Source organism: Microcoleus sp. Pol10D4 (assembly GCF_036701555.1).
GTDB lineage: Bacteria > Cyanobacteriota > Cyanobacteriia > Cyanobacteriales > Microcoleaceae > Microcoleus.
This window is the reverse complement of the sequence record NZ_JAUBRA010000002.1, coordinates 1-26,161: the sequence shown is the minus strand read 5'-3', so window position 1 is coordinate 26,161 and position 26,161 is coordinate 1. Positions and strand designations below refer to the sequence as shown.

Genomic DNA, 26,161 nt, shown 5'->3' with positions numbered 1-26,161 from the left:
TTTAAAATTTAAAAATTAATTTTTCATTCCCGCTGGCAGGGTGCGACTAACTTTAGCCGGAGTAAGAATTCGCTCTCCCTCCCGATAGCCTACAAATCGAATATAAACTAATTCTCCTTCGGTTATATCCTCAACATCCGGCTGGTGCAACTGCGGATTGTAAGCAGTTTGTTCCCAAGCTGAACCGATTGTTTCAAAATCCCAGCTTGATAACAGGTTTTCTAAGGGAGTAAACAAAGCTGAGAGATTTTTGGCGGGCATATCCGGCTTGGCTTCTGCCATTTTGCGGGCGGCGGGATAGTTGGTTAACAAAGTTTGCAACTGTTCAAAGGTAGCGCGGCGAAAATCGGCAGTTAGTTGAGCTTTTTGCTGCTGCAATTCTGATCGCAACCGGAAACACTGCTGCCTCAATTCTTCTATTTCGCTGGGATTAGTTGTGATTGTAGCCGATATTGGCAGTGCGAGCAAAGTACGATCGAACTCTTGAAAATTCAAATTCAGCACTGTTGCCAGCCGCCTCAGTTGGTCTAGCGTGAGTTTTCCCACGTCTCCCTGCCGCACTAAGCGCACCGCAAAGCGACTTAAGCCTGCTTTTTCGCCTAAATCTTGCCAATCGAGAATGTCTAGCTGATTCATGCGTTCCCGCAGAATTGTATCGTACTTAAACTCGATCGCATCTCCCGCCTCAGATGCAGCATAAAGGTACACTACAATTAGAAAAATGCCCCCGACAGCTAGCGCGAAGCTGAAGGCAGGCACTGTTGTTACATCAACTGTTGCACCGAGGATCTCAAACATCTTTAACTCTTCTAAACTTGTTTTAAAGTCTGCGTTTGTTCAACGACCAAATTTTCTTCGCCTTGGTAATATTCTGGCAGCAAGTCTTGAGATTCTACTTTTCCGAGGGCTTTTTCAATTCCGGCGGTGGTTTCGGTGCAACTCGAACCGGTGGCGTTGAGGACGGTTTCGGTAATTTTGCCGTCTTTGCCGATGCGGTATTCTATTTGGCGGTATTCTGCCATAATTCTTCCTCTTGGTTTAATGCTTGAGTGTTGACTGTTGAGGGTTGAGTTATATTATAGATTCTATTTACCAATTATTCTAATGAATTTTTGTAGCGACAATGCAACCGGGGTTTCGCCGGAGATTATGGTGGCGATTGCAGCGGCTAATTGCGGTGCTGTGATGTCTTACGGAGATGATGAATATACACAGCGTTTGCAAGTTAAATTTTCGGATTTGTTCGAGACATCGGTGACTGTTTTCCCTGTAGCAACCGGTTCGGCTGCTAATGCTCTGGCCCTTGCGGTTGTGACTCCTCCTTACGGGGCTGTTTACTGTCACGGGGAATCTCATATTAATCTAGATGAATGCGGCGCGCCGGAGTTTTTTACAGGCGGTTCCAAGTTAGTTACAGTAACAGGAAATCATGGTAAAATAGAGGCAGAGACTTTAGGAAAAATACTCGATCGCGCTGGTGCAGGTGTCGTCCACCACGTACAGCCCGCAGCCGTCAGCATCACTCAAGCAACCGAAGCCGGCACAGTCTACAATCCAGCAGAAATTTCCCACATTTGGGAAGTGGTTCGCGCTCACAATTTGCACCTGCACATGGATGGAGCTCGCTTTGCCAATTCTGTCGCGAGTCTAGGCTGTTCTCCTGCGGATATCACTTGGCGCGCCGGTGTAGAGATGCTCTCGTTTGGAGCGACAAAAAACGGCGCGATGGCTGCGGAAGCTGTGGTTTTTTTTAATCAAGAATTAGCAAAAACTTTCCCTTTTTACCGCAAGCGCAGCGGGCATCTTTTCTCGAAAATGCGGTTTTTGTCGGCGCAGTTGGAAGCGTATATAACGGATGATTTGTGGCTGAAAAATGCGGCTCATGCAAATAATATGGCAGCCAAATTAGCCCAAGGTTTGGCGGGAGTTGAGGGAGCGAATTTTTGCCATCGGGTTGAAGCAAACGAGATTTTTATTCAACTTCCCGAATCGGTAATTACAGCGGTTTTAGCTGAGGGTTTTCTGTTTTATCGGTGGGATGAATGTACTATTAGACTGGTAACGGCTTTTAATACTTTGGAAGCGGATGTTATTGCTTTCGTGGAAGCGGTTAAACGACATCAATGATTAAAATATAGGGGCGGGTTTTACAAATAATATCGGCCAGCTATGAACAATCTAAGAAACCAGGGTAAGCTCATCTAATTTGGTATAAATTGTACTTGACAAAAAGACAACTATAGAAAACGTGGCATTCACGTATGAGCAATTCTATAATGCCTTAAAAGCTAAGTCATCAAGCCGTAAAACTCAATGGATAAAGGATTCCTGCCCGCCCGGCCAACGTAATCGTCAAAGCAACCACGCTCAGAAGCCCCACCTATTTCCATGCAAGAGTTACAAGGGAGCTTGTCAAGTTATTTTGATGACGTACCCGACCCAAGAGTGAACCGAACCAAACGCCACCTACTGAAAGACATTCTCGTCATTGCCATATTATCTACAATAGCTGGAGGTGAGGGATGGGAAGACATGGAAAATTATGGAATCAGTAAGCAGCAATGGTTGCAAAAATTTTTAGACTTACCCAATGGCATCCCGAGCGATGATACCTTTCGACGAGTTTTTGAAAAGCTAGACCCGAAAGTTTTAGAACAGAAGTTGACTCAATGGGTTAAACAATTAATGGGGCCAGTTGGCCAACAAGTTATCCCGATTGATGGCAAAAATCTCCGAGGTTCTTATGACCGAAAAACCGGGGTAAATAATTTACATTTAGTGACAGCTTGGGCTAGCGAAAATCGGTTGGTACTTGGACAAGTTAAAGTGGAAAACCATTCCAATGAAATCACAGCTATCCCAGCTCTATTGGAATTAATCGATGTCACCGGAGCGATTATTACGATGGATGCGATGGGTACTCAGACCGAGATTGTGCGGCTGATTCGTCAAAAAAAAGCCGATTATGTCGTTACCCTCAAAAAGAATCATCCAACTCTTTACAAACAAGTCAAGACCTGGTTTGAAACAGCCAGAGCCAACCAATTTGGTGGAATTGAAGTGAGTGAAGATTCCCGAACGGAAAAAGCACATCATCGAGTCGAAACTCGAAAAGTTTGGGCGGTTCCAGTGGCGGCACTAGGACGACTTTACAAACAAGAAGACTGGGCAGATATTCAGACTATTGTTATAGTAGAACGTTTCCGTTATTTGTGGAACACAACCACTCATGAAGTACAGTTCTACCTGAGTTCCTTACCCGTAGATGCCCAGGTTAATGGTCGCGCTATTCGTCAACATTGGAGCATTGAAAATCAAGAACATTGGATTTTAGATGTCACTTTCAATGAAGATCGATGTCGCATTCGGTCGTTGAATAGCCCTCGGAACTTGGCTGCTATCAGACGGATGTCCCTGAATGCTGTCAATCAAGAAACTACTCTCAAGCGTAGCTTGCGACAGAAAAGGAAACGGGCTGCAATGAATGATGAATACATGATGCTTCTTCTCAAATCCTTTTGTCAAGACTGATTGAGATGCTCTTACCCTGTCTAAGAAACCCGCCCCCACCTAACAAATAATCCACATCAACCTTGATTTATATTAAATGCAAAAAATAGGCGCGGGGATTTCTCGTTGGGTGGGGGCGGGTTTGAGATATTTTTGGTTATTTACAATTATTGTTTGTGAAACCCGCCCCTACATTTTAAATGCGAAAAATAGGCGCGGGAATTTCTTGTTTGATGGGGGCAGGATTGAGAGTTTGTTGGTTATTTACAATTATTGTTTGTGACACCAGCCCTACATTTTAATAGGTTCAGGAATAGGTTGTGCAACTGCGGCTAGTTCGGGTTCAACTTCTTCGAGATGTGCTTCTAAAAGCGCCAGATTTCTCATGTTTGATTTATAAAAAGCATCGAAGATATCTCCGACTAAAGGTACTGATCCCACAACGGCTTCTAGACCGATGTTGTAAACCATTTTGCCTAGAGTCTTTTGGGGAATGTTGAATCGAGTTGCTAAATAAATTAGGTAGGCGGAAAACGCGGTATCTACGATATCCCCAGCACCCGGAACTAAACCGATAATGGGGTCTAAACCAATGCGAAATTTAGTGCCGGGGATGCCAATGGCGGTATCCATCAGGCGGCTGAGTTTGCGGATGCGGTTGAGGGTGGCAAGACGCTCTATGTTGTTCATATTATTATTCTTGAACTAGGTTTAAAATTTGAAATCTGTCGGAAGACGGAAAAAAAACATCTAGAAACCTCTCATTCTCGATCTTCGCTAATATGCTGAATTCCCCATTCGTGCATGGCATTAATAATCGGTTTGAGACTTTCGCCCAAAGGCGTTAGCGAATATTCAACTTTTGGCGGCACTTGCAGGTAAATTTCCCGGTGCACAATCCCGTCTGATTCCATTTCGCGCAGTTGCTGCGTCAGCATCTTCTGAGTAATGCCGTTGACAGCTCGTTGCAGCTCGTTAAAACGCTTCACTCCTGGAAACAACTCCCGCAGAATCAAGACTTTCCAGCGCCCGCCAATCACCTCTAGAGTGCGTTCTACAGGGCAATTTGCTCGATCGACTTTTACTTCTTGGACTTGCATAGTATCTTTTTGGTAACTACCGCACTTTTAAGTGCGTACTTCCCATAATAGCTTGACTCGGTTTAAAGTAGAAACATCGCAGAAATCAAACAAACTAAACCAATAAATATATTCCTGCATCTGGCATCAATCAAAAAGGAGAACACGATGAGCCAACCTGTGATTGCTGATAAAAAACCCGCCGTTATGGAACTTGAACCCGGTACTTACTACTGGTGCACCTGCGGTCAAGCTAAGAATCAGCCTTTTTGTGACGGTTCCCATAAAGGTAGCGAATTTGTGCCGCTAGCTTTTGCAGTAACTGAGAAAAAAACAGTGGCGATGTGCAACTGCAAGCATACCGCAAATTCTCCATTTTGCGACGGCGCTCATAGCAAACTTTAAAGGCAGCAATAATCAAGGAAAAACCAATCGTGCATCAACCGCTTTTGGTTTCATTTGACAACTAAATAGGACTTAGGCATCAATACCAAAGAAACCCGGTTTTTTACCGAAATTAAAGCTGCGATGCACTACTATCCTAAAAAAACAGATTTCTACGTCCATGACTGCTAAACAAACACCATAGTTTTGATTGTTTTTAAATGAGGAGAACAAGATGATTACCATTAGAAAAAGTGAAGCAAGAGGACACGCAAATCACGGTTGGCTCGACAGTTACCACACATTTTCTTTTGCCGGCTATTACGATCCAAATTTTATGAATTTTCGCTCTTTGCGGGTAATTAATGAGGATTTCGTTAGCGCCGGTAAAGGTTTCGGCACTCACGGACACAGCGACATGGAAATCATTACTTATGTATTAGAAGGAGCATTAGAACACAAGGATAGTTTGGGTACTGGTGCAGTGATTAAACCCGGTGAAGTGCAGCGGATGAGTGCAGGTACGGGTATCCAGCACAGCGAGTTCAATAGCTCGCAAACAGACCCAGTTCATTTGTTGCAAATCTGGCTGTTACCCGATACAAAAGGCTTGCAGCCGAGTTACGAGCAGCGCGAATTTCCCCTAACAGAAAGGCACGGAAAACTGCGTTTAGTGGCTGCACGAGATGCGAGAGATGGTGCTGTTAAAGTGCATCAAGATGTGGATTTGTATGCGGCTGTTTTGGATAAAGACTCGCGGGTTTCTCATGCTTTGCAGCCGAATCGCCATGCTTGGGTGCAAGTGGCTCGCGGCTCGGTTTGGCTCAACGGTTTGCCTTTAAAAAATGGCGACGCTGCGGCGGTTAGCGGCGAGTCGGAATTGGCGATTGAAGCTACGGCTGATGCTGAATTTTTGCTGTTTGATTTGGCATAGAATTGGGCAGCCTATATACTAAGTAAGGTGCGTAATTCGCACCCTACTTAGTGATGAAGAATCTGCACATTTCCCACCCTACTGAGGGTGGGTTACTACTTAGGAAATAAGTAAATAGGAGGAAGACAGTAAATTTTATTTATGGTACCTCTAGTAAGGGATAAGTCTTTAGGATAAATTTTTATGCAACAAAACCCGATCGCCAGAAAGCATCTTGTTTGGAGCCTCATCACTGGTTTAGCAGTCGGCGCGATCGCAGGCGCACCCCTCGGCTGGATGGCTAATGGGTCTTTTTCCGATCAGCGTTCGGCTCAAAGTATCCTTTGCCGAGAAAAGAATAGAGATCAGCCAGTTGCTATTGTTGAGGCTAGGTGCGGTTCCCGATTCTAAATTTTTCTGCTAGCCAGAGGGCGGTGTCAAATATTTTGAGGCTTGTGCGAATGTCGAAAGTTCGATCGCGCAGGCATTTTGGCGTTGTCAATATGCCACAAACCGGAAAACTTATGCGTCAGTGGATATGTGGGTATGTTAAATTTACACAATAATGAATTACAGCAGAACAATTCCGGCTATTTTGAGTGCTACGATCGCCCTGAGTTCGATCGCCCTCATCCCACTCACATCACCTCAAATCGCCCTCGCATTAACCGCCGACAAAGTTAAAACCGTTGCCCAACAAATTACTGTTCGCATCCAGGGGCCAAAAGGCGGTTCAGGAGTAATTTTAGAGAAACAAGGCAGCACATACTATATTCTCACAAACTGGCACGTTGTCGATAAAGCCGGCGATTACGAGGTTGTAACTCCTGACGGCAAAGCTCACTCTGTATCATACAGCCTCGTGCGGCGAATGCCCGGTGCGGATTTGGCGATCGTGCCCTTCAGCAGCACTCAAAGCTACCCCCTGGCTCAATTAGCTAATTCCGCAGCAACTAAGGGAAACAAGGCTTATGTGGCTGGCTGGCCGAGATCCGGCGGTTCTCTGAGACAGCCGATTTTCATCGCTACGGAAGGTCAGCTTACCGGCCGCCAAACTCCCTGGAACGGTTATACTTTGGTATACAATAACTTAGTGAGAGCGGGCATGAGCGGCGGGCCGGTACTCGATGACGCGGGGCGACTTGTCGCAATTAACGGCATTGTCAGGTTAGAGGAAAATTCCGATAAAATCGTGGCGGCGGGAATAGAAATCAATACTTTCATGAAATGGCGATCGACTATTTCCCTGCCAGTAGTTCCCCAATCTCCTACTGCCGGAAACCCAAAAACTCCGGCGAAAAATGCGCCCCGCACGCCCGCAAGTGCGATCGCCTTTGCTGCTACAAATACCCTCAAAGGGCCTTCCGAAGTTGTCAGTTCCCTTGCCCTAGCTTCAGCTTATTTTACTACAGGAAATAGCAACGGCACTATCTCAGTTTGGAATTTTCCCAGCGGGCAATTAAAAACTACCCTGCAAGGTCACACGGAAGCCGTAAACGCACTGGCTGCGAGTGCGGATGGCAAGGTATTAGCTAGCGGCAGCGACGACAAAACGGTGAAGATTTGGAATTTAGAAACTGGCGCGGTTGTACGCACTTTGAGCGGGCATTCCAATGCAGTTTCGAGCGTTGCCGTTAGTCCTGATGGTCAATTTGTGGCCAGCGGTAGTTGGGACAAAACGATTAAGATTTGGAACCCGAAAACGGGGGAATTGCTGCGGACTTTGACCGGGCATTCTGGGTTGGTGAATGCAGTTGCCATCAGTCCAGATAGCAAAACTTTAGCTAGCGGCAGCAAAGACGGTTCTATTAAGTTCTGGAATTTAGCTACGGGTCAAGAAATTCGCACCATTAGCGGCAAAAACTTGGCTGTTTTGTCGCTAGCTTTTACTCCCGACGGCAAGAGTTTAGCTGCGGGAAATAGCAACGGTACAATCGGTTTGTGGAATGCCACAAACGGGCAGTTAATTCGGCGTTTAAGCGGGCATACTGACGGAGTTTGGTCGGTGGCTTTCAGTCGGGATGGCACTACGCTGGTTACTGGCAGTTGGGATAAGAGTGTGAGACTTTGGGATGTGCGATCGGGCGAATTGAGAGGTAATTTGAGCGGTCATGCTGGCTACGTTAGCGCTGTGGCGATTAGTGCAGATGGTAAGACTATTGTTAGTGCTGGTTGGTTGGGGGAAATCAAGATTTGGAAAAGGAGTTGAGATTTTTTTGAACGAACCGCGAAGGCGCGTTACGCGGAGGGGCGCGTAAGCGCTACTCAACTTAGAAACAGCCCCGCCTCTGTAGCGAAGCCAGCTACTTGAGGGTTCGGTTAGGCACGGACTCTGGTAGGGTGCGTCAGTTGGTAGCGATTCGATGTACAGGGGCTAATCATTTCTGGGTTCGGCACCCTACTACCTAGCATTTTGCTTCAAAGTCCGATCGACCCTTATGATAGATTTGGTTCTTGCCAGACTACACTGGAAGACAAAATCAAATTAAAAATTTCGCCATAAATTTCGATCGACCCGCCGATCGGGCGGGACTCTCCCCTTCGTGGAACAGGCGTCCCGCCTGTGGTTGGCAAAGTAAATCTAAAATCTAAAATCTAAAATCGCGTGACTTCTGACAAATGATTGAAGTAGAACACTTAAGCAAAACTTACGGTTCGACCGCAGCGATCGCGGACGTGTCTTTTTCGGTCGAATCAGGAGAAATTCTCGGTTTTTTGGGACCAAACGGCGCTGGCAAAACCACAACCATGCGGATTTTGTCGGGATATTTGCCGGCATCCAGCGGTACGGCCCGCATCGCCGGCATGGATGTTCACGAAGACTCGATGGCCGTCAGACAGCGCATCGGCTATCTGCCGGAAAACCCGCCACTGTATCCAGAAATGACTGTGGAAGGGTTTCTGTTTTTTGTCGCCCGGATCAAGCAAGTACCTGCGGGCGATCGCGCGCGACGAGTTACCTCCGCGATCGAACGCTGCGGCCTGGTTGATAAACGCAAAGTTTTAATTCGCAAGCTTTCTAAAGGATTTCGGCAGCGTGTCGGTATCGCGCAGGCGATCGTCCACGATCCACCGGTCATTATCTTAGACGAACCAACCGTCGGCCTCGACCCCCGACAAATCATCGAAGTCCGCAATTTAATCAAAAGTCTTGGCGGCCAGCACACAATCATCCTTTCCACGCACATTCTGCCGGAAGTCAGCATGACTTGTAACCGCGTCACCATCATCAATCGCGGAAAAATCGTCGCTGCAGGTAGTCCCGAAAATTTGATGGGAGAGTTGGCGGTGGGAGAGGGCTACGAACTCGAAGTCGAAGGCGAGGCAGATTTGGTAAACAGTCTGCTGTTGCCTTCTTTGGAAAATTTGCGGGGAGTTCGATCGGTCGAATTGATTCCCAGCAATCAATTTTTAGTGAATCGCTACCGCGTGCGGGCATTGTGCGAACCGGAAAGAGAACCCGGACGAGAAATTGCTACAGCTATCCTCGCCTCTGGATTCGGACTCTGCGAAATGCGTCGCTCTCGCGCTACTCTGGAAGATGTGTTTTTAAGGCTGACAGCGGCTGAAAAGAAACCGGCAGAAAATCTGGTTCACAGCGAACCGGAGGTCGATCGAAATCTCCAAGAAGCCACAGAAATTCAAGATTCGATCGCGGATTCTCATCAATCGGAATCACAACCGACGATCATCCCGGACAATCTGCCCGTTTCAAATAAACCAGAGTCTCTCTATGATTCTCATTCAGTATCGGAACCAGTTGCAGAAACTGAAGAGTTGGTTTATGATTCTCATTCCGCATCGGAACCGGTTGCAGAAACCGTAGAGCCGATAGAACTTTCTCCACCAGAATTAGAATCAGTTGCAGAAACCGCAGAGTTGATTGAACATCCTCAACCAGAATTAGAACCAGTTGCAGAAACCGTAGAGCCGATAGAACATCCTCAACCAGAATCAGAACCAGTTGCAGAAACCGTAGATTTGAGTGAAGCGAAGCATCTCAGTTTGGGTGTCACAGAAACCCGAGGATCTTACTCGCTACAGATATCTAAACAAGCAAGCAGGATGCTCACTTTTGTAAAAAATGTTTTTTATAAAAGTGATAGACTCCCAGAACCTTCTCCACCAGCACCAGTTGTCGAAAATCTAGAAGTTTCAGAAACCGTAGAGTCGATCGACTATTCTCAACCAGAATCCGAACCAGTTGTCGAAAGACAAGAGTCGATCGAGCATCATGAACCAGAACCGATTGTCGAAAATCTAGAAGTTTCAGAAACAGTAGAGTCGATCGAGCATCATGAACCAGAACCGATTGTCGAAAATCTAGAAGTTTCAGAAACATTAGAGTCGATCGAGCATCATGAACCAGAACCGATTGTCGAAAATCTGCAACTTTCAGAAACAGTAGAGTCGATCGAGCATCATGAACCAGAACCGATTGTCGAAAATCTGCAACTTTCAGAAACAGTAGAGTTGATCGACTATTCTCAACCAGAATCCGAACCAGTTGTCGAAAATCTGCAAGTTTCAGAAACAGTAGAGTCGATCGAGCATCATGAACCAGAACCGATTGTCGAAAGGCAAGAGTCGATCAACTATTCTCAACCAGTATCCGAACCCATTACAGAAACACCAGAGGAAATAAGCGATTTAGAACCCGGAATGCAACCAGTCGCAGAGTTTCTGGAAACTGTAGAAAGACAAGAGTCGAGCGAGCAACCTCAACCAGAACCGGTTGTCGAGAATCTGGTGATTGTGGAAACAGTAGAGTCGAGCGAGCAACCTCAACCAGAACCGGTTGTCGAGAATCTGCTCATTGTTCAAACGGTAGAGTCGATCGAACATCCTCAACCAGAACCGATTGTTGAAAATCTGCTCATTGTTCAAATGGTAGAGTCGATCGAACATCCTCAACCCGAACCGATTGTCGAAAATCTGCAAGTTTCAGAAACGGTAGAGTCGATCAAACGTTCTCAACCCGAACCCGAACCGATTTTAGATACACCAAAGTCGATCGAACGTTCTCAACCAGAATCCGAACCGATTTTAGATACACCAAAGTCGATCGAACGTTCTCAACCAGAATCCGAAACGATTTTAGATACACCAAAGTCGATCGAGCTTTCTCAACCAGAACCCGAACCGATTTTAGATGGGCCAAAGTCGATCGAACGTTCTCAACCAGAATCCCAACCAGTTGTAAAAAATCGGCCACTTAAAAAAAAGCCACAACCGAGTAGCGATTCTCAACCAGAACAGCCACCTGTTACCAAAAAGCGACAAATAGAAAGAAAAAAACAGGATAGCGACAGCAGCGAAACACCACCCGCAGGCGACTCAGAATGAACCAATTACCAATAGCCAATTACCCATTCCCAATTCCTAAATGTTAGTAATGATTAGTAATATTGTCGCAATTTACCGCAAAGAACTACAAAGCTATTTTGCCTCGCCATTAGCCTATGCCATCGCAGCAGTCTTTTGGCTAATCACCGGCTACTTTTTAATAGCTATCCTCCTAGCCCCCGACGGGTTAATTCCCCAAATCGGCCAGCGAGACCAAATGGGAATTACCGAACCTCCGATCGACGTAGCCTACGAATTCCTGCAACTATTCCTGCGAATAATGGGTTCCCTTTCCTTGTTCGTACTACCCGTACTCTCAATGGGACTTTACGCAGAAGAACGCAAACGTGGAACCTTAGAACTATTAGCCACATCGCCCTTAACAAACTGGGCCGTTGCTACTGGCAAACTCCTCGGTGTTTTAACATTTTATACCACGATGTTAGTGCCGCTGCTGTTCTGCGAGGCGATCGCCCTCAGTTCCTCAACCCCACCCGTACCCCCCGGAGTTCTTCTGCTAGGACACGGCGGCTTAATCTTACTAGCAGCAGGAGTATTGTCCCTCGGAATGTTTATTTCCTCCCTCACCGACAGCACAATTTTATCAGCCATCCTCACCTTCACTCTAGTATTATTTCTCTGGGTGATCGATGCAGTCGCCGTCAGTATCGGTGGCCCCTTCGGAACAGCATTAGGACATTTGTCGCTGCTAACAAATTACACCAATCTTGTCAAGGGAGTTTTCGACACCAGCAGTTTAATTATGTTTGCCAGTTACATCATTTTAGGAGTATTTCTGACCGCCCAATCCATCGATGCCTTGCGATATCAGCGTTCTTAAAAACATTAGGTAAGGCAGAGACAGAGAAGGTTATTTTTGCCAAAGTAAAGAGAAGTAAAGAGCAAAGGGAAGGTTATTTTTTCCCAGTTAATCATTCTACAAAATACCTCAAACAATGAGATTTATCAATCCCAAAATCGACTTTGCGTTCAAAAAAATATTCGGTTCCAGCGACAGCAAAGACATCCTGATTAATTTTTTAAACGCCATCCTTTATGAAGCACAGCCAATCATCGAAGACTTAGAAATAATCGACTCCCAACCAGAACCTCAAAATCTCGCAACCCAAGACACACACCTAGATGTCAAAGCCACAATTAACGGCGGCAGAATCGCCCTAGTTGAAATTCAACTGATAAACGTGCCTTCCTTTGGGAACAGAGTTTTGTACAACGCTGCCAGAAGCTACAGCCAACAATTAACAGGAAAAGAACGCTACGAAAGACTAAAAACAGTAATTTCCTTGAAAATTGCCGACTTTGAAATGTTTGAAAATCAGCCAGAATTTTTGTCGCGGTTTGTTTTTCAAGAAAAAGAGCAACAGTTTGAGTGTCCAGATACTGCAATAGAATTAGTATTTATCGAACTGCCAAAATTTACCAAGGAATTAGCAGAATTAGCAACAACAGCAGAGCAATGGATTTACTTTCTCGAAAAAGCCAGCACTCTGGAGACAGTACCAGAAACACTCAGTGCAGTTCCCGAAATTCAGAAAGCTTTTAGAATTGCCACCGAAGAAAACTTCACTCAGGAAGAATTAAATGAATTGCAGAAGCAAGAATTGTGGATTCAAGACCAGCAGATTGCCATAGATGTAGCAAGAGAACAGGTGACAAAAACCGCTCAACTCTCGTTAATATTGCGTCAGCTAGTGAAGCGCTTAGGCACAATACAACCGGAAACCGAAAACTGCATCCGTCAATTAGGTATACAGGAATTAGAAGAACTAGGAGATGCCGTGCTGGATTTCAACAAGCCGTCAGATTTAACAGCATGGTTGCAGGCTAATGCGATATAGAATAATATCCTCAAACCGGAATTTTGTCACTCAATATTTACATTATGAAAATTAGCAAAACAAATTGGAAATACGTTTTTTTGCTGGGGCCCCTCCTCATCGCTGCGGGGGTAACAGCAGCATTTGTATCTGGAGTATGGGACCCCCTGACAGTCGGTTTAGTTATTGCCGGAGCAGTGACGATCGCACTTTGGCTGCTATATTTGAGTTACGAACAAAGCTTTTGGGGGCAGCGTTCCACTCAAGCCAGCACCAACGCCCTAATTGCTACCCTCGCCGTCTTTGTGATTCTCGGAGTAATTAACTTCATAGCCGTTCGCTATCCCGTCCGCATCGACTTAACCGAAAGCCAACAATTTACCCTTGCCCCGCAGACTCAACAAATACTGCGAAACCTGCAACAAACAGTCAAAGTTTGGGTATTTGACCCCATCCAAAACCCCCAAATTAAAGAATTGCTGCAAAGCTACAAACGCGAGGGAGGCGAAAAGTTCCAATTCGAGTTTGTTGACCCGCAGACCCAACCTGGAAAAGCGCGGGAATTTAGTATTACTAGCATCGGAGAAGTTTACCTGCAATCCGGCGACAAAAAACAAGTTCTGCAAAAAGGTGGCACTGCTTTTGGTAGCGACCCAAATCAAGGTCTTTCAGAGATCAAACTGACCAATGCCTTAGAAGAAATCCTGAGCACTCGCGTTGCTACAGTTTACTTTTTGCAAGGCAAAGGAGCCCGCCCGATAAAGGAAGGTCAAGGCGGAATTCAGCAAGCTGAAAAAGCTTTGAAAGATAAATACTACAACGCCCAAACGCTGAATTTGACCGAACGTAAAGAAGTGCCAGAAGATGCAGATGCTTTAATCATTCCGGGGCAGGACAAACCGTTTTCCGATACAGAAATTAAAGCACTAAGAGCTTATCTCGATCGCGGCGGCAGTTTATTGTTAATGGTAGACCCGGCAATTGATACGGGATTGGGCAAATTGCTGGAAGAATGGGGCGTAAAACTAGACGCCCGTTTGGCCATCGATGCTTCGGGCACTGGTCAAAGATTTGGCCTGGGCCCCACGGTTCCAACAGTCAGGCGCTACGGCGAACATCCGATTACTCAAAGTTTTGGCAACGGTATTTCATTTTATCCATTTGCGCGTGCTTTGGAAACCTCGCCAGTAGCAGGGATAGAGGAAAAACCGCTGATTTGGACGAGTCAGGAAAGTTGGGCGGAAAGCGATTTGACGACTAAGAAATTGGAGTTTGATCAGAAGACCGATAAACAAGGCCCGCTATTATTAGGTGTAGCTTTAGTTCGATCGTCCACTGACAGCACTCCCTTAAAGCCCTCACCTTCACCAACACCAACTTCGCCCTCGCCTTCACCCCAAGCATCGCCGACAGATTCACCATCGCCGACAGATTCACTATCTCCGACAGATTCACTATCTCCGACAGATTCGCCATCACCTTCACCCCAAGCATCGCCGACAACTTCGCCATCTCCGACAGATTCACCATCGCCGACAACTTCGCCATCTCCGACAGATTCACCATCGCCGACAGATTCACCATCTCCGACAGATTCACCATCGCCGACAACTTCGCCATCACCGACAACTTCGCCAACAGCTTCCCCAATCAGCTATTCGGTGATTGTGTCGCAAGAAGCAACGCCTCCAGCATTACCGACGACTTCGCCAACGCCCACAGCATCTCCCACAGCATCTCCCACAGCATCTCCAGAAAGTTCGCCAACACCCACAGCATCTCCCACAGCATCTCCCACAGCATCTCCCAGTCCAACGGCAACTCCTTCTGTGCCTTCAACCTCTGGAAAAACATCGCGAATGGTAGTAATTGGCACATCTCAATTTGTGACTAACGGTTGGTTTGACCAACAACTCAATAGCGACGTGTTTCTCAATTCAGTCAGTTGGTTGAGTAAACCAGACCAGCAAAGCTTTTCTATCAGTCCGAAAAAAGCTACTAACCGGCGCATTAACATGACAGCCATTCAAGTAGGATTGCTGGTTTTAGCTTGGCTAATGTGGCCTTTACTCGGGCTGGGAATTGGCGGCGCTATCTGGTGGAAGAGAAGATAAGTTAGTTGACTGTTGACTGTTGACTGTTGACTGTTGTCAGTTGACAGTTGTCAGTTGTTATTAATAACAAACTCCCCAATTCCCAATGCCCAATGCCCAATTCCCAATGCCCAATGCCCAATTCCCAATGCCCAATTCTCAGTTATTATGAAATTGCAGAAAAATACATTAGTATTGATAGCCGTCGCGCTTAGTATGACTGGGTTGGTTGCTTTGTTCGAGATGCAAGTATCTCCGAAACAAGAAGCCGCTAAGGAAGAAAAACAGAAAATTTTTGCTTTTAACTCCGATCGCGTACAATTCTTTACAGTCAAAACTCCCGAAAAAATATTGACTTTTGAACGAGTTTATGCTACAAAAGGAGGCAAGTCTAGCTGGGAAATGAAATTGCCAGTGCAAGCACACGCAAGTCAGGCATCGGTGGATTTTTTGCTAGACAGGCTGGCAACAGGAAAGAGCGATCGCACGATTAATATTACTGCTGCTAAACTGCCAGAATACGGTCTCGACCAACCCCAAGCTACAGTCACAGTAAAACTGGACAACCAGGAAACTCACCGCCTAGTTTTAGGCAAAACAGACTTTAGCGGCCGCTTCTTGTACGCTCAAGCCAATCCACCGGAAGCGCCCCCTCAAAATTCAGCCCAAAATTTGCCCGTGCTGCTAGTGCCATTTGACTTTAAAAATGCCGTCCAGCGACCTTTGTCAGAGTGGAAAAAAGCAGAAGCACCCAAAACAGACAAACCGCAAAAACCATCTCCCACGCCAAGTCCTGAGAATAAATAGATGGCCGATTGCTCGAATAGGGTGCGGGGCACAGGACATTCGGTATGACCCGGTAACACTCTGGGATAGAATTTAAAGAACAAATCCCAAAACCTGTTACATCCAACATTCCTCACCTAAAATACAGAAAAGTCTAAACTTAAACTGTATTTAAGTGGCGTGCATTACCCCCAGGAAAGGGCGAATATGTTTCAGACAGCACTCAACCAAGGTACGACAGCAACGGATACAGCGCTTGACGTTGAACTCCGCAAGGTCTTTAAGGTATTTAACGGCGAAACCGCAGTCCGCGGAGTTGACCTCAACATCCGCCAAGGAGAATTTTTTAGCATCCTCGGGCCCAGTGGCTGTGGCAAGACTACGACGCTGCGCTTAATCGCTGGGTTCGAGACTCCCTCGGCGGGCGAATTGATGATTCGCGGCCAGTCGATGACCAACACTCCAGCTTACCGCCGTCCGGTAAATACTGTGTTTCAAAGCTATGCTTTGTTCGGACACATGAATGTCTGGGACAATATCGCTTTTGGATTGCGGATAAAAAAGCTGGGGAAAGCGGAAATTGAAGAACGGGTACGGGAAGTTTTGCAATTGGTGAAAATGGAATCTTTCGCCAACAGGTTTCCCGGTCAAATGTCGGGCGGCCAGCAGCAACGGGTGGCTTTGGCGAGAGCTCTGGTAAATCGACCGGCGGTTTTGCTACTGGACGAACCCCTGGGTGCTCTGGATTTGAAGTTGCGGAAGCAGATGCAGTTGGAACTGTCGAATTTGCATCAAGAATTGGGTTTGACTTTTGTGATGGTGACTCACGACCAAGAAGAGGCGATGAGTCTGTCTGACCGGATTGCGGTGATGCACGAGGGCAGGATTGAGCAAATTGGCTCTCCTGAAGAAATTTATGAGTGCCCGCAGACGGCTTTTGTGGCGGATTTTATTGGCGATACGAATTTGTTTGCGGGTACGGTAGAATCGATCGACCGATCGACTATCACAGTTCGCACATCAGCCAATCTGAAAATAATCGTTCAGCAGTCGGATATGTGGAATGGTGTCACAGGCGACTCTGTTGTGGTCAGCGTCCGGCCGGAAAAAGTATATTTGAATCTCTACCAGCCGGAAGTGTCGGTCAACTGTTTTGAAGGGCGGCTCAAAAATACTATGTACATGGGCACCCACGTTCATTACGTGGTTGAGTTGGCGTCGGGCGATAAAATTACAGTGCGCCAGCCAAATACCGGCGGCTCTTTCCCAGATCCGCACACGCCGATTTACGCTTATTGGGGAACTACTGATTGTCTCGCATTGACCGATAGGAATTAGTCAGTTGGCAGTTGGTAGTTGGTATTAGCCATTAGTCATTAGTCATTAGTCATTAGTCATTAGTCATTAGTCATTAGTCATTAGTCATTTGTTGGTGGTTGGTTCTCCTAACAAATAACATAGGACAATTCCCAATTCCCAATTCCCAATTCCCAATTCCCAATTACCCATTCCCCAATCTTCAATCTTCAATCTCCAAATCTAAAATCTAAAATCTAAAATCTAAAATCTAACTGTGCCTCCGACTAACTTACCAATTTCCAGGATTTTCCCGGCTAATTCTACACGCCGTCAGTTCCTAAAAAATTCGGCGGCGACAATTTCCGGGTTAGCTCTTTCTAGTTGTGGCTGGCGGCTTGCAGACGTACAATCTGCTCCTCCCGTCAAAGGTGATGCCGACCAACTTTTCATCTATACTTGGGCAGGATATACCGATAACGCTTTGCTCGATCGCTTTGCCGAAAAAACCGGCATTCGCGTAGTGGCAGACGTGTTTAGCTCCAACGAAGAAATGCTGGCGAGAGTTCAAGCCGGCGGGGCCCGCGCCTACAGCGTCATTTACCCGTCTGACTACATGGTGGTTCAAATGACGGAACTCGGGCTGTTGAACCCATTAGACCAGTCGATTTTGGGCGGGATCGATCGGCTCAAAAAACAGTTCCAAAACCCTGTTTATGACCCAGGAAACCGCTACAGCGTGCCTTTGAGTTGGGGAACCACAGGCTTAATTTACAACAGCGAACAACTCAAAGAAGAGCCAGAAGATTGGGACTATTTGTGGCAGCACAAACAGGAGTTAGCAAAGCGAATGACGCTGGCGAGTGATGTTCGAGAAGTCATGGGCGCTGCGTTGCGGATGCTGGGCTATTCTCTGAATTCTACGAACCAAGAGCAAGTGAAACAAGCTTACGAAAAGTTGGTGCAGCTCAAACCTGCGATCGCATCTTTTACTACTGATGCTTGGCGGCCTCAAATGCTGACGGGGGATTTGAAGGTAGCTATGTGTTATTCTTCTGATGCTAATGAAGTAATTTCAGATTCAGAGAACGATAAATTGAAGTATGTCGTCCCCAAAAGCGGTTCTTCTCTGTGGACTGACACTTTAGTAATTCCTAAAGGTGCTCCCAATCCCGAAGCAGCTTATAAATGGATTAACTTTATGCTGCAACCGGATGTCGCTGCTTCTTTAGTAGAGCGGCTCAGTTTTTCAACTCCTTTGGAAGATGCTTTTAGTTTGTTGCCGCCGGAAGTCCGCCAAAACGACATTCTTTTCCCTCCGGAAGCTATTTTGAAAAAGTGCGAAGGTGTGGCTCCGGTAGGGAAATTTATGGAAGTGTACGATCGCTATTGGACTAAATTAACCAGCGGCTAATCGTCAAACGTAGGGCGGGTTTTACACGCAATTTCTGATTCTTACCCAATATTTACATCAACCCGCCCCCGTACAGCCGATCGCACACTCTATCCGTATTATATCCGCGTTAATCCGCGTTAATCAGCGGTTAAAAACTCAAAAAAATTGCTCTATGGCTGTTTCAACTAGAACTCCCCCTCCTCTTCCTCCCAATTCTTCCTTGAAGGCTGAAACTGTTTCCCCGTGGTCGGCGTGGGCTGGGCCGCTGGCATTGCTCGGCCCTTCTGGATTGTTGCTGCTTTTATTATTAGTCATACCAACTTTGGTGATTTTTCAGCTTAGTTTGGTGCCGAATATTAAACCGGGAGATTTGGTGAATCCTTCGGGAATCGGCAATTACCTGCGAGTGTTTGAGCCGCTGAATTTGCAGGTGATGGGTCGATCGCTCTTTTTCGCAACGGGGACTACTATTCTGTGTTTGCTGCTGGGATTTCCCGTGGCTTACTGGATCGCCCTCAATGTCTCGAAAAAGTGGCGTAATTTAACTTTGTTAGGCTTTGTTTTGCCGCTGTGGACTTCTTCGCTGTTGCGATCGTATGCTTGGATTACAATTCTGCGTCCTACGGGGGTTCTCAACTCGCTGCTGGCACTTGTAGGCATTCCTCCTCTGGAATTGCTCAATCAAAGTTCCGCAGTTTTAATCGGCATGGCTTACAGTTATTTGCCTTATATCGTGACAATTCTCTACGCTTCTTTGGAAAAGTTAGACCGCAGGTTGCTAGAAGCATCTCAGGATTTGGGCGCCAATCCGGTGGAAACTTTCTGGAAAGTGACAGTACCTCAGACGATGCCGGGAATTGCTGCGGGTTCTTTGCTAGTATTTATTAGCTGTTTGGGCGATTTTGTCGATCCGGAGTTGCTTGGTGGAGCTTCGAGCATGACGGCGGCTCGTTTAATTTACAATCAGTTTTTGGGGGCGACTCAAAATTGGGGGCTGGGTTCGGCTCTGAGTATGGTATTAATCTTTGCAGTGAGTATCGGAATTGCCCTTTTGCTCAAATATGGCGATCGTAATGCAATCTAAGTTAGTTAACTGTTGACTGTTAACTGTTGACTGTTGACTGTTGACTGTTCCAATAACCAATTACTAATTACCAATTCCCAATTACCGAGAAATGGAAAATACCCCCGAAAATCCACAGGAGGACATACAAGCCGATATGTACTTAAAACCTAAATTTAAGATTTCTTGGCAGGTGATATTTGCCGTTTTGATGTTTTTTTATATGTACCTGCCGATCCTGGTACTCACCTTTTACAGCTTTAACAAATCGCGTTTTAGCGCCGGCTGGGAAGGATTTACTTTAGATTGGTACGTTAAATTATTTAGCGATACGCGGATTTTAATTGCCCTGAGAAACAGTTTAACAGTAGCTGTTTGTGCAGTTGCAATTTCGGCTGTACTCGGCACTTTGATGGCCGTTGGTTTAGCCCGCTACCGCTTTCCTGGCAAGAGTTTATATCAGGGAGTTTCCTACTTGCCGATTATTATTCCAGATATTGCGACCGCAGTTGCTACTCTGGTATTTTTAGCGGCGCTGGCTATTCCTCTGAGTTTGTGGACAATTGTCGCCGCTCACATTGTGTTTTGTCTGGCTTACATCGCCCTAGCTGTTTCTACTAGATTGGCAGATTTAAACCCGTATTTAGAAGAGGCTGCCTTGGATTTGGGTGCAACGCCTGTTGAAGCTTTTATCCAGGTTTTGCTCCCTCAATTAATACCCGGAATTGTTTCCGGTTGTCTGCTGTCTTTTGTCCTCAGCATGGACGATTTTTTGATTGCTAGTTTTACCGCAGGTAGCGGGACTACAACTCTGCCGATGGAAATTTTTAGCCGGATTCGGACTGGGGTGAAACCTGATATTAATGCTCTCAGCGTGCTGTTGATAGTAGGTTCGGGAGGGTTGGCATTTTTAGCGGAATATTTGCGCGGCCGGGGCGAGCAAAAACGGACTCATTAGGCAGTGGGCAGTTGACAGTGGGCAGTTGACAGTTGGTTATTTGTGAGTTGTTACCAATTCCCCATGCCCCATGCCCCATGCCCCATGCTGCTACTTAGCTGGTAATTTCACCTTAGTAGCCAAACCTAGTGCTTCCAAAACTTGAATAGTCATCCAAGTGAAGTCAATTTCCCACTTTTCCATCCCGTGACGGGCCGAGTATTGATAAGCATGGTGGTTGTTGTGCCAGCCTTCGCCGTAAGTCAAAAGCGCAACCCACCAACAGTTAGTAGAACTATCCTTTGTTTCGTAAGTGCGGTAGCCAAATTTGTGAGTGGCGCTGTTAACAAACCAGGTGCAGTGATACACCAAAACTAAGCGTACAAAAATTACCCACACTACAAACGGCCAGCCTGCTGCTAAGTAAAGCAAGACGCCAAAGACGATTTGCATCGGGAGAAAGTAGTTTTGCAAAAATTGGTAAAATGGATCGCTCGAAATGTCTTTTGTGCAGCGGGCAATTTCAGCGTGAGCTGGACCTTTATATAGCATCCAGCCGATGTGACTCCACCAAAAACCCTTTTGGGCATTGTGAGGGTCGAGCGCATTTTGGTCAGAGTGGGTGTGGTGCAATCGGTGCAGCCCAACCCAATCAATTATTCCTCCTTGACAGGCAAGGGCTCCGCAAAATGCTAGAAAGTATTCTACGAATTTTGGTGTCTGAAAGCTACGGTGGGTGAGCATACGATGCCATCCGAGAGTTATTCCCAAACCGCCGGTTATCCAGTGCATAAATACTGTTAAACCAACTGCTGTCCAATTGAAGTTACTGGGTAGCAGGGCGAACAAAGCGCCGATATGAAGTCCTGCTAAACTAATAACGTGCTTCCAATTGTATTGGAGTTTTTCTTGAGTTGCTATTGTCATTCTTTTTTTGATTTCTGATGAGATGCCGACCGGGATTCACGCATAATAGTTTGGATTGAGCAGTGAACTTTTTTTGCTGCACACTTGCCCAAACTAATAAAGAATCAATGATAGATTTGGGATTAGGATTGAAAAAGATTTACGGTTGTATTTTGAAAATAAAAAATTTGGTGGCCAAACAAATTTTTTTGTTCCCAATTATATTATAACTGATTCTGGTTTTGGTTGGGTCGATCGCACCATACGGATCGATCTCTGTTCAACCCAACCTATACCGATCGCAAAGACAGGATTAGGCATTGGTCACCAGCCATTAGTCCAAAACTGATGAGCGACAACCAATGACTAATTGCCGATCTCTATTTTTCTGCTAATTTCACTTTGGTTGCCAAACCCAGCGATTGCAGCAATTGAATTGTCATCCAGGTGAAGTCGATTTCCCACCATTGGAGACCGTGGCGAGCCGAGTATTGAAAGGCGTGGTGGTTGTTGTGCCAGCCTTCGCCGTAGGTGAGCAGAGCCACCCACCAACAGTTCGTCGAGCTATCGCCCGACTCGTAGGTGCGGTAGCCGAATTTGTGGGTAGCGCTGTTAACCAGCCAAGTGCAGTGGAACACCACCACGATCCGCATAAACACGCCCCAAACCACGAAAGACCAGCCGCCTAATAAATAAAGCAAAACACCGAAGACAACTTGGATGGGGATAAAATATGCTTGGAGAAACTTGTATACTGGGTCGTCGCCGATGTCTTTAGTAAAGCGAGGGATTTCAACTCTGATCGGGAGATCCGAGAGCATCCAACCCATGTGGCTCCACCAGAAGCCTTGATTGGAATCGTGGGGATCTGTTTCGGTGTCGGAATGTATGTGGTGTAACCGGTGCATTCCTACCCAGTCGATCGGGCCACCTTCGCAGGAAAGCGTACCGCAAATAACTAGAAAATACTCTAGCCATTTCGGTGTTTGAAAACTGCGGTGGGTGACGAGGCGGTGAAATCCGAGAGTAATTCCTAAACCACCTGTTACCCAATGCAGGAATACTGCTAGCCCGACCGCAGACCAGCTAAAATTACCCGGCAGCAAAGCAAATAAAGCACCGATGTGCAGAAAGGCCATAAAGCCTACGACAGGCCAATCAGGAGAAGTTTTTTTGGAAGTTGCAATCGTCATGAATATATTATGTTTACAAACTAGGGGCCGCATCTACGCCATAATGAACAGCGCGCACGCAAAGGGTGAGCGAGGTATAGATGAATAGCGTTTCACGGCTACAGGAAGCAGAACAGGCACTCTTTCAGATTTTTTCTGGTATTGACACTACAGTCAAGCAAAATCTTCAACGAGTCTTAAAAGCTTTTCGCAGCCACCGGGTTGGAGTCCACCATTTTGCAGGGGTTACGGGTTACGGCCACGATGATTTGGGTCGGGAGACTTTGGACGGAGTGTTTGCCGAAGTGGTAGGGGCCCAGGCCGCGGCTGTCCGGGTACAGTTTGTTTCAGGTACTCACGCGATCGCCTGTGCTCTTTTTGGCATCCTGCGTCCTGGTGACGAAATGTTGGCAGTGGCTGGTTCTCCCTACGATACTTTAGAAGAAGTGATCGGCTTGCGGGGGCAAGGTCAAGGTTCACTGCTTGAGTTTGGCATTAGTTACCGTCAGTTGCCTCTAACTCGCGAAGGAAGTGTGGATTGGCAGGCATTGAGCTCTACTATTTCAGCAAAGACTCGCCTGGTTTTTATCCAGCGCTCTTGCGGCTATTCTTGGCGGTCGAGTTTGTCTATTTCTGAGATTGAAAAAATCGTCGCCATAGTCAAACATCAGAATCCTAGCACAATTTGCTTTGTTGATAATTGTTACGGGGAGTTTGTTGATGATTGCGAACCTACTGCTGTGGGTGCGGATCTGATGGCTGGTTCTTTAATCAAAAATCCGGGGGGTACGATCGTCCCTGCAGGCGGTTACGTGGCCGGGAGGGCTGATTTAGTGGAGGCGGCAACTTGTCGCTTGACGGCGCCGGGAATCGGCAGCAGCGGCGGTGCAACTTTTGATTTGAATCGGTTGCTGTTTCAGGGTTTGTTTATGGCTCCCGGTTGTGTGGGGGAGGCGATGAAGGGAAATCATTTGACGGCTTATGTTTTTTATAAGTTGGGTTATCGAGTGAATCCTATGCCTTTGGCTAGAAGACGAGATGTGATTCAGGCGATCGAATTCGGTTCTGCTGATAAGTTAATTGCTTTTTGTCGGGCTGTTCAGCAAAATTCTCCCGTCGGTTCCTATTTAGATCCGGTGCCGGCTCCGATGCACGGGTATGAAAGTCAGTTAGTGATGGCTGGGGGTACTTTTATTGATGGGAGTACGTCGGAGTTTTCGGCTGACGGGCCTCTGCGGGAACCTTACGTGGCTTTTTGTCAGGGGGGAAGTCATTGGACTCATGTATCGATCGCCCTGGAGGATGCGATCGAGGCTGTGGGCCCCGCTAATAAGTAAGTTGTAGGGGCGGTGCTGTACCGGGGTATCTCTGGGTTTTCATGGTGATTTTTGGGGATTTTTTGACCGCAGATGCAGGCAGATTGACACTGATGAACGCAGATTAGAAGATGTATCCGGGATCGGCTGCTGGGAGTTGGCTCGCCTTCGATCGCGCCGGAACCGGTACACAGGATCAGAGTTAAAATTAATATCGCTGTATTTGCGAGTTTACTCGGCTTTTTTGAGTGCTTGAATATCGCCTTGCATAATTATGCTGACATTGCGCGAAATCTTGTCTCTTTCCCAATCCCACCACCTAATTTCTAATAGTTCTGCAACTTCACCATCGCTAAAACGCTGTTTGATTGGATGGGCGGGGTTTCCACCGACAATGGTGTAAGGGGGAATGTCTTTTACTACAACGGATTTAGCTGCAATGACTGCACCGTCGCCGATTTTGACTCCGGGCATAATCAGCGATTCATAGCCGATCCACACATCATTGCCGATGACGGTATCGCCTTTACTTGGCAGTTCCATTAATAAATTCATGGCTGTTTCCCAACCATTCCCAAAAACCGGAAAAGGATAAGTTGAAATGCCGTCGAGTTTGTGATTTGCACCGTTCATGATGAATTTGACGTTGGTGGCGATCGCACAAAATTTGCCAATAATTAATCGATCGTTTCCATAGTTATAAAGTACATTTTTTTCAAAGTTTTCTGCATCTATTGGATCGTCGTAATATGAGTAATCGCCGACGATAATGTTGGGGGATTTAATAAAGTTTTTGATGAAGCATACACGCCGCTGATCGGCCATCGGATAGGGTCGGTTTGGATCGGGCCCAATTTGTGTCATAAGTTTCAAGCTTTATTCGTTAAGCGGCTGGATTGATGTACTGTTAATCCGAGTTAGGTTTGCTTCTGCTTCATTAACATAGACTAATAGAGTTTGTCAAGGGGTGGGCGAGAAATTTGGGGTCGATCGCCCTGCAAGAAATGAGACAAAATGGTAGAAGCCAACATCCATCCGCGTTCCGAAGCGGTTAAAAATCCCAAATTAATATAAAAGAAGCGATCGCAGTGAGATAATTTATGAGAGTACGAACCTACGAAATCGGTGATACCCAACAAATTGTAAAACTTTTTTACGACACCGTACACGAAGTAAATATCCGCGATTACACAAAAGCACAAGTAGATGCTTGGGCACCAGCCGATATCGATATTGAAAGTTGGACTAAAAGTTTAAGCAGTAAATTTACTTTTGTAGCAGAAGAGGGTGAGAAAATTGCAGGTTTTGGGGAATTAGAAGCAAGCGGCCATATCGATCGCTTTTACTGTCATCAAGATTTTCAAAGGCAAGGAGTTGGTAGGCTAATTTTAAAACAAATTGAGTCAAAAGCCAAAGATTTAGGAATTAACAAGTTATTTACCGAAGCCAGCATTACAGCTAGACCTTTTTTTGAAACCCAGGGATTTATTGTGATTAGAAAACAAGAAGTAGAACGCAGAGGACAAAAATTCATCAACTTTGCGATGGAAAAAATATATAAACAACGATTTGTGTAAAATTAGATCGAAGAGTTTTATCCAGGAGTTGCGATGGTGACGGAAGCTACAAATGTGCTGGGCGGAAAGTTAGAGACTTGCTGCACTTCCCCAATGACAGGATATTATCGGGACGGCAAATGCAATACAGGTGGTGGCGACTTTGGGGCTCACACTGTTTGTGCTCAACTTACAGAAGAGTTTTTGCAATTCACCAAGTCGAATGGAAATGATTTGAGCACTCCGGTTCCTGAATTTAATTTCCCCGGTTTGAAGCCTGGGGATTGCTGGTGTTTGTGCGCTTCTCGCTGGAAGGAAGCAATGGATGCGGGATGTGCGCCGCTTGTGGTTTTGGGTGCGACTCACGCCCTGACTTTGGAATACGTTTCTTTGGATGAATTGAAGCACCATGCTGCTGATTTGTAGGAGGATGTGGGTGTGCGATCGCTTTTAGTCAATAAGGGCGATCGGGTTTTTCTGATGAATAGCAAATGTAATTGCTCAACTAGGGGAAAAAAGGGAGCCATCAATAGACAGAGCTTGTTGAATGGATTGATAAGCAGTTAAACC

At 46.2% G+C, this 26,161-nt stretch carries 24 protein-coding genes and 1 pseudogene; 18 read left to right on the top strand and 7 right to left on the bottom strand.

Going from position 1 to position 26,161, the window contains the following annotated elements; all coding sequences use genetic code 11:
* Positions 1-15: 15 nt before the first annotated feature.
* Complete coding sequence (locus QUA36_RS01540; protein ID WP_333455126.1) at positions 16-798, bottom strand: XRE family transcriptional regulator; 783 nt, start codon at positions 796-798, stop codon at positions 16-18.
* 11 nt (positions 799-809) lie between these two features.
* Complete coding sequence (locus QUA36_RS01535; RefSeq protein ID WP_006633566.1) at positions 810-1,022, bottom strand: DUF2997 domain-containing protein; 213 nt, start codon at positions 1,020-1,022, stop codon at positions 810-812.
* A gap of 82 nt (positions 1,023-1,104) precedes the next feature.
* On the opposite strand from QUA36_RS01535, the gene QUA36_RS01530 reads away from it, so the two are divergent.
* Complete coding sequence (locus QUA36_RS01530) at positions 1,105-2,127, top strand: beta-eliminating lyase-related protein (RefSeq protein ID WP_333455124.1); 1,023 nt, start codon at positions 1,105-1,107, stop codon at positions 2,125-2,127.
* 261 nt (positions 2,128-2,388) lie between these two features.
* Positions 2,389-3,531: an ISAs1 family transposase gene (locus QUA36_RS01525; RefSeq protein WP_333455122.1), complete on the top strand. Its 1,143-nt coding sequence runs from the start codon at positions 2,389-2,391 to the stop codon at positions 3,529-3,531.
* A 270-nt stretch (positions 3,532-3,801) separates the two neighbouring features.
* Here the strand turns inward: QUA36_RS01525 and QUA36_RS01520 are convergent, their stop codons facing one another.
* Positions 3,802-4,200: a DUF4112 domain-containing protein gene (locus QUA36_RS01520; RefSeq protein WP_333164353.1), complete on the bottom strand. Its 399-nt coding sequence runs from the start codon at positions 4,198-4,200 to the stop codon at positions 3,802-3,804.
* Positions 4,201-4,271: 71 nt separating this feature from the next.
* Positions 4,272-4,610, bottom strand: coding sequence for a helix-turn-helix domain-containing protein (locus QUA36_RS01515; RefSeq protein WP_333164356.1), 339 nt, complete (start codon positions 4,608-4,610; stop codon positions 4,272-4,274).
* 147 nt (positions 4,611-4,757) lie between these two features.
* On the opposite strand from QUA36_RS01515, the gene QUA36_RS01510 reads away from it, so the two are divergent.
* The 13 genes and pseudogenes from QUA36_RS01510 to QUA36_RS01450 all read left to right on the top strand — a co-directional run bounded on the left by QUA36_RS01510 (position 4,758) and on the right by QUA36_RS01450 (position 20,662).
* Positions 4,758-4,994: a CDGSH iron-sulfur domain-containing protein gene (locus QUA36_RS01510; RefSeq protein ID WP_333452738.1), complete on the top strand. Its 237-nt coding sequence runs from the start codon at positions 4,758-4,760 to the stop codon at positions 4,992-4,994.
* A 214-nt stretch (positions 4,995-5,208) separates the two neighbouring features.
* Positions 5,209-5,907 carry a pirin family protein gene (locus tag QUA36_RS01505; RefSeq protein ID WP_333455120.1) on the top strand — a complete coding sequence of 233 codons (699 nt, stop codon included), beginning with the start codon at positions 5,209-5,211 and terminating at the stop codon, positions 5,905-5,907.
* Between the two features lie 183 nt (positions 5,908-6,090).
* Positions 6,091-6,297 carry a hypothetical protein gene (locus tag QUA36_RS01500; RefSeq protein WP_333455118.1) on the top strand — a complete coding sequence of 69 codons (207 nt, stop codon included), beginning with the start codon at positions 6,091-6,093 and terminating at the stop codon, positions 6,295-6,297.
* A 154-nt stretch (positions 6,298-6,451) separates the two neighbouring features.
* The gene (locus tag QUA36_RS01495) at positions 6,452-8,095 is read left to right on the top strand and encodes a WD40 domain-containing protein (protein WP_333455116.1); all 1,644 of its coding nucleotides are present in this window, start codon (positions 6,452-6,454) and stop codon (positions 8,093-8,095) included.
* A 410-nt stretch (positions 8,096-8,505) separates the two neighbouring features.
* A pseudogene (locus QUA36_RS01490) lies at positions 8,506-9,210 on the top strand (ABC transporter ATP-binding protein); the annotation flags it as partial.
* Between the two features lie 2,062 nt (positions 9,211-11,272).
* Positions 11,273-12,073: an ABC transporter permease gene (locus tag QUA36_RS01485; protein ID WP_333161783.1), complete on the top strand. Its 801-nt coding sequence runs from the start codon at positions 11,273-11,275 to the stop codon at positions 12,071-12,073.
* Between the two features lie 115 nt (positions 12,074-12,188).
* On the top strand, positions 12,189-13,091 hold the full coding sequence (locus QUA36_RS01480) for an Rpn family recombination-promoting nuclease/putative transposase (RefSeq protein WP_333161785.1): 903 nt from the start codon (positions 12,189-12,191) through the stop codon (positions 13,089-13,091).
* 44 nt (positions 13,092-13,135) lie between these two features.
* Entirely contained in the window at positions 13,136-15,184 is a 2,049-nt protein-coding gene (locus QUA36_RS01475) for a Gldg family protein (RefSeq protein ID WP_333455115.1), read from the top strand.
* 33 nt (positions 15,185-15,217) lie between these two features.
* A complete protein-coding gene (locus QUA36_RS01470) occupies positions 15,218-15,970 on the top strand; it encodes a DUF4340 domain-containing protein (protein WP_333455113.1) in 753 nt (250 codons plus the stop codon).
* A gap of 186 nt (positions 15,971-16,156) precedes the next feature.
* The gene (locus tag QUA36_RS01465; protein WP_333161790.1) at positions 16,157-17,287 is read left to right on the top strand and encodes an ABC transporter ATP-binding protein; all 1,131 of its coding nucleotides are present in this window, start codon (positions 16,157-16,159) and stop codon (positions 17,285-17,287) included.
* 235 nt (positions 17,288-17,522) lie between these two features.
* Entirely contained in the window at positions 17,523-18,659 is a 1,137-nt protein-coding gene (locus QUA36_RS01460) for a spermidine/putrescine ABC transporter substrate-binding protein (RefSeq protein ID WP_333161792.1), read from the top strand.
* Positions 18,660-18,813: 154 nt separating this feature from the next.
* Entirely contained in the window at positions 18,814-19,725 is a 912-nt protein-coding gene (locus QUA36_RS01455; RefSeq protein WP_333161794.1) for an ABC transporter permease, read from the top strand.
* A 91-nt stretch (positions 19,726-19,816) separates the two neighbouring features.
* Complete coding sequence (locus QUA36_RS01450) at positions 19,817-20,662, top strand: ABC transporter permease (protein ID WP_333161796.1); 846 nt, start codon at positions 19,817-19,819, stop codon at positions 20,660-20,662.
* A gap of 90 nt (positions 20,663-20,752) precedes the next feature.
* On the opposite strand, the gene QUA36_RS01445 is transcribed toward QUA36_RS01450, so the two are convergent.
* Complete coding sequence (locus QUA36_RS01445) at positions 20,753-21,568, bottom strand: fatty acid desaturase (RefSeq protein ID WP_333161798.1); 816 nt, start codon at positions 21,566-21,568, stop codon at positions 20,753-20,755.
* A gap of 359 nt (positions 21,569-21,927) precedes the next feature.
* A complete protein-coding gene (locus tag QUA36_RS01440; RefSeq protein WP_333161800.1) occupies positions 21,928-22,740 on the bottom strand; it encodes an acyl-CoA desaturase in 813 nt (270 codons plus the stop codon).
* An 80-nt stretch (positions 22,741-22,820) separates the two neighbouring features.
* Between QUA36_RS01440 and QUA36_RS01435 the strand changes: the two genes are divergently transcribed.
* Entirely contained in the window at positions 22,821-24,056 is a 1,236-nt protein-coding gene (locus QUA36_RS01435; RefSeq protein WP_333161802.1) for a methionine gamma-lyase family protein, read from the top strand.
* Positions 24,057-24,266: 210 nt separating this feature from the next.
* Here QUA36_RS01435 and QUA36_RS01430 read toward each other — a convergent pair whose 3' ends face one another.
* Positions 24,267-24,899 (bottom strand): Vat family streptogramin A O-acetyltransferase, encoded by a 633-nt coding sequence (locus QUA36_RS01430; RefSeq protein WP_333455110.1) that lies wholly within the window; start codon positions 24,897-24,899, stop codon positions 24,267-24,269.
* Positions 24,900-25,135: 236 nt separating this feature from the next.
* Here QUA36_RS01430 and QUA36_RS01425 point away from each other — a divergent pair, with 236 nt between their 5' ends.
* On the top strand, positions 25,136-25,612 hold the full coding sequence (locus QUA36_RS01425; RefSeq protein ID WP_333455108.1) for a GNAT family N-acetyltransferase: 477 nt from the start codon (positions 25,136-25,138) through the stop codon (positions 25,610-25,612).
* A gap of 33 nt (positions 25,613-25,645) precedes the next feature.
* On the top strand, positions 25,646-26,017 hold the full coding sequence (locus tag QUA36_RS01420) for a DUF2237 domain-containing protein (RefSeq protein WP_333161808.1): 372 nt from the start codon (positions 25,646-25,648) through the stop codon (positions 26,015-26,017).
* Positions 26,018-26,161: the final 144 nt, after the last annotated feature.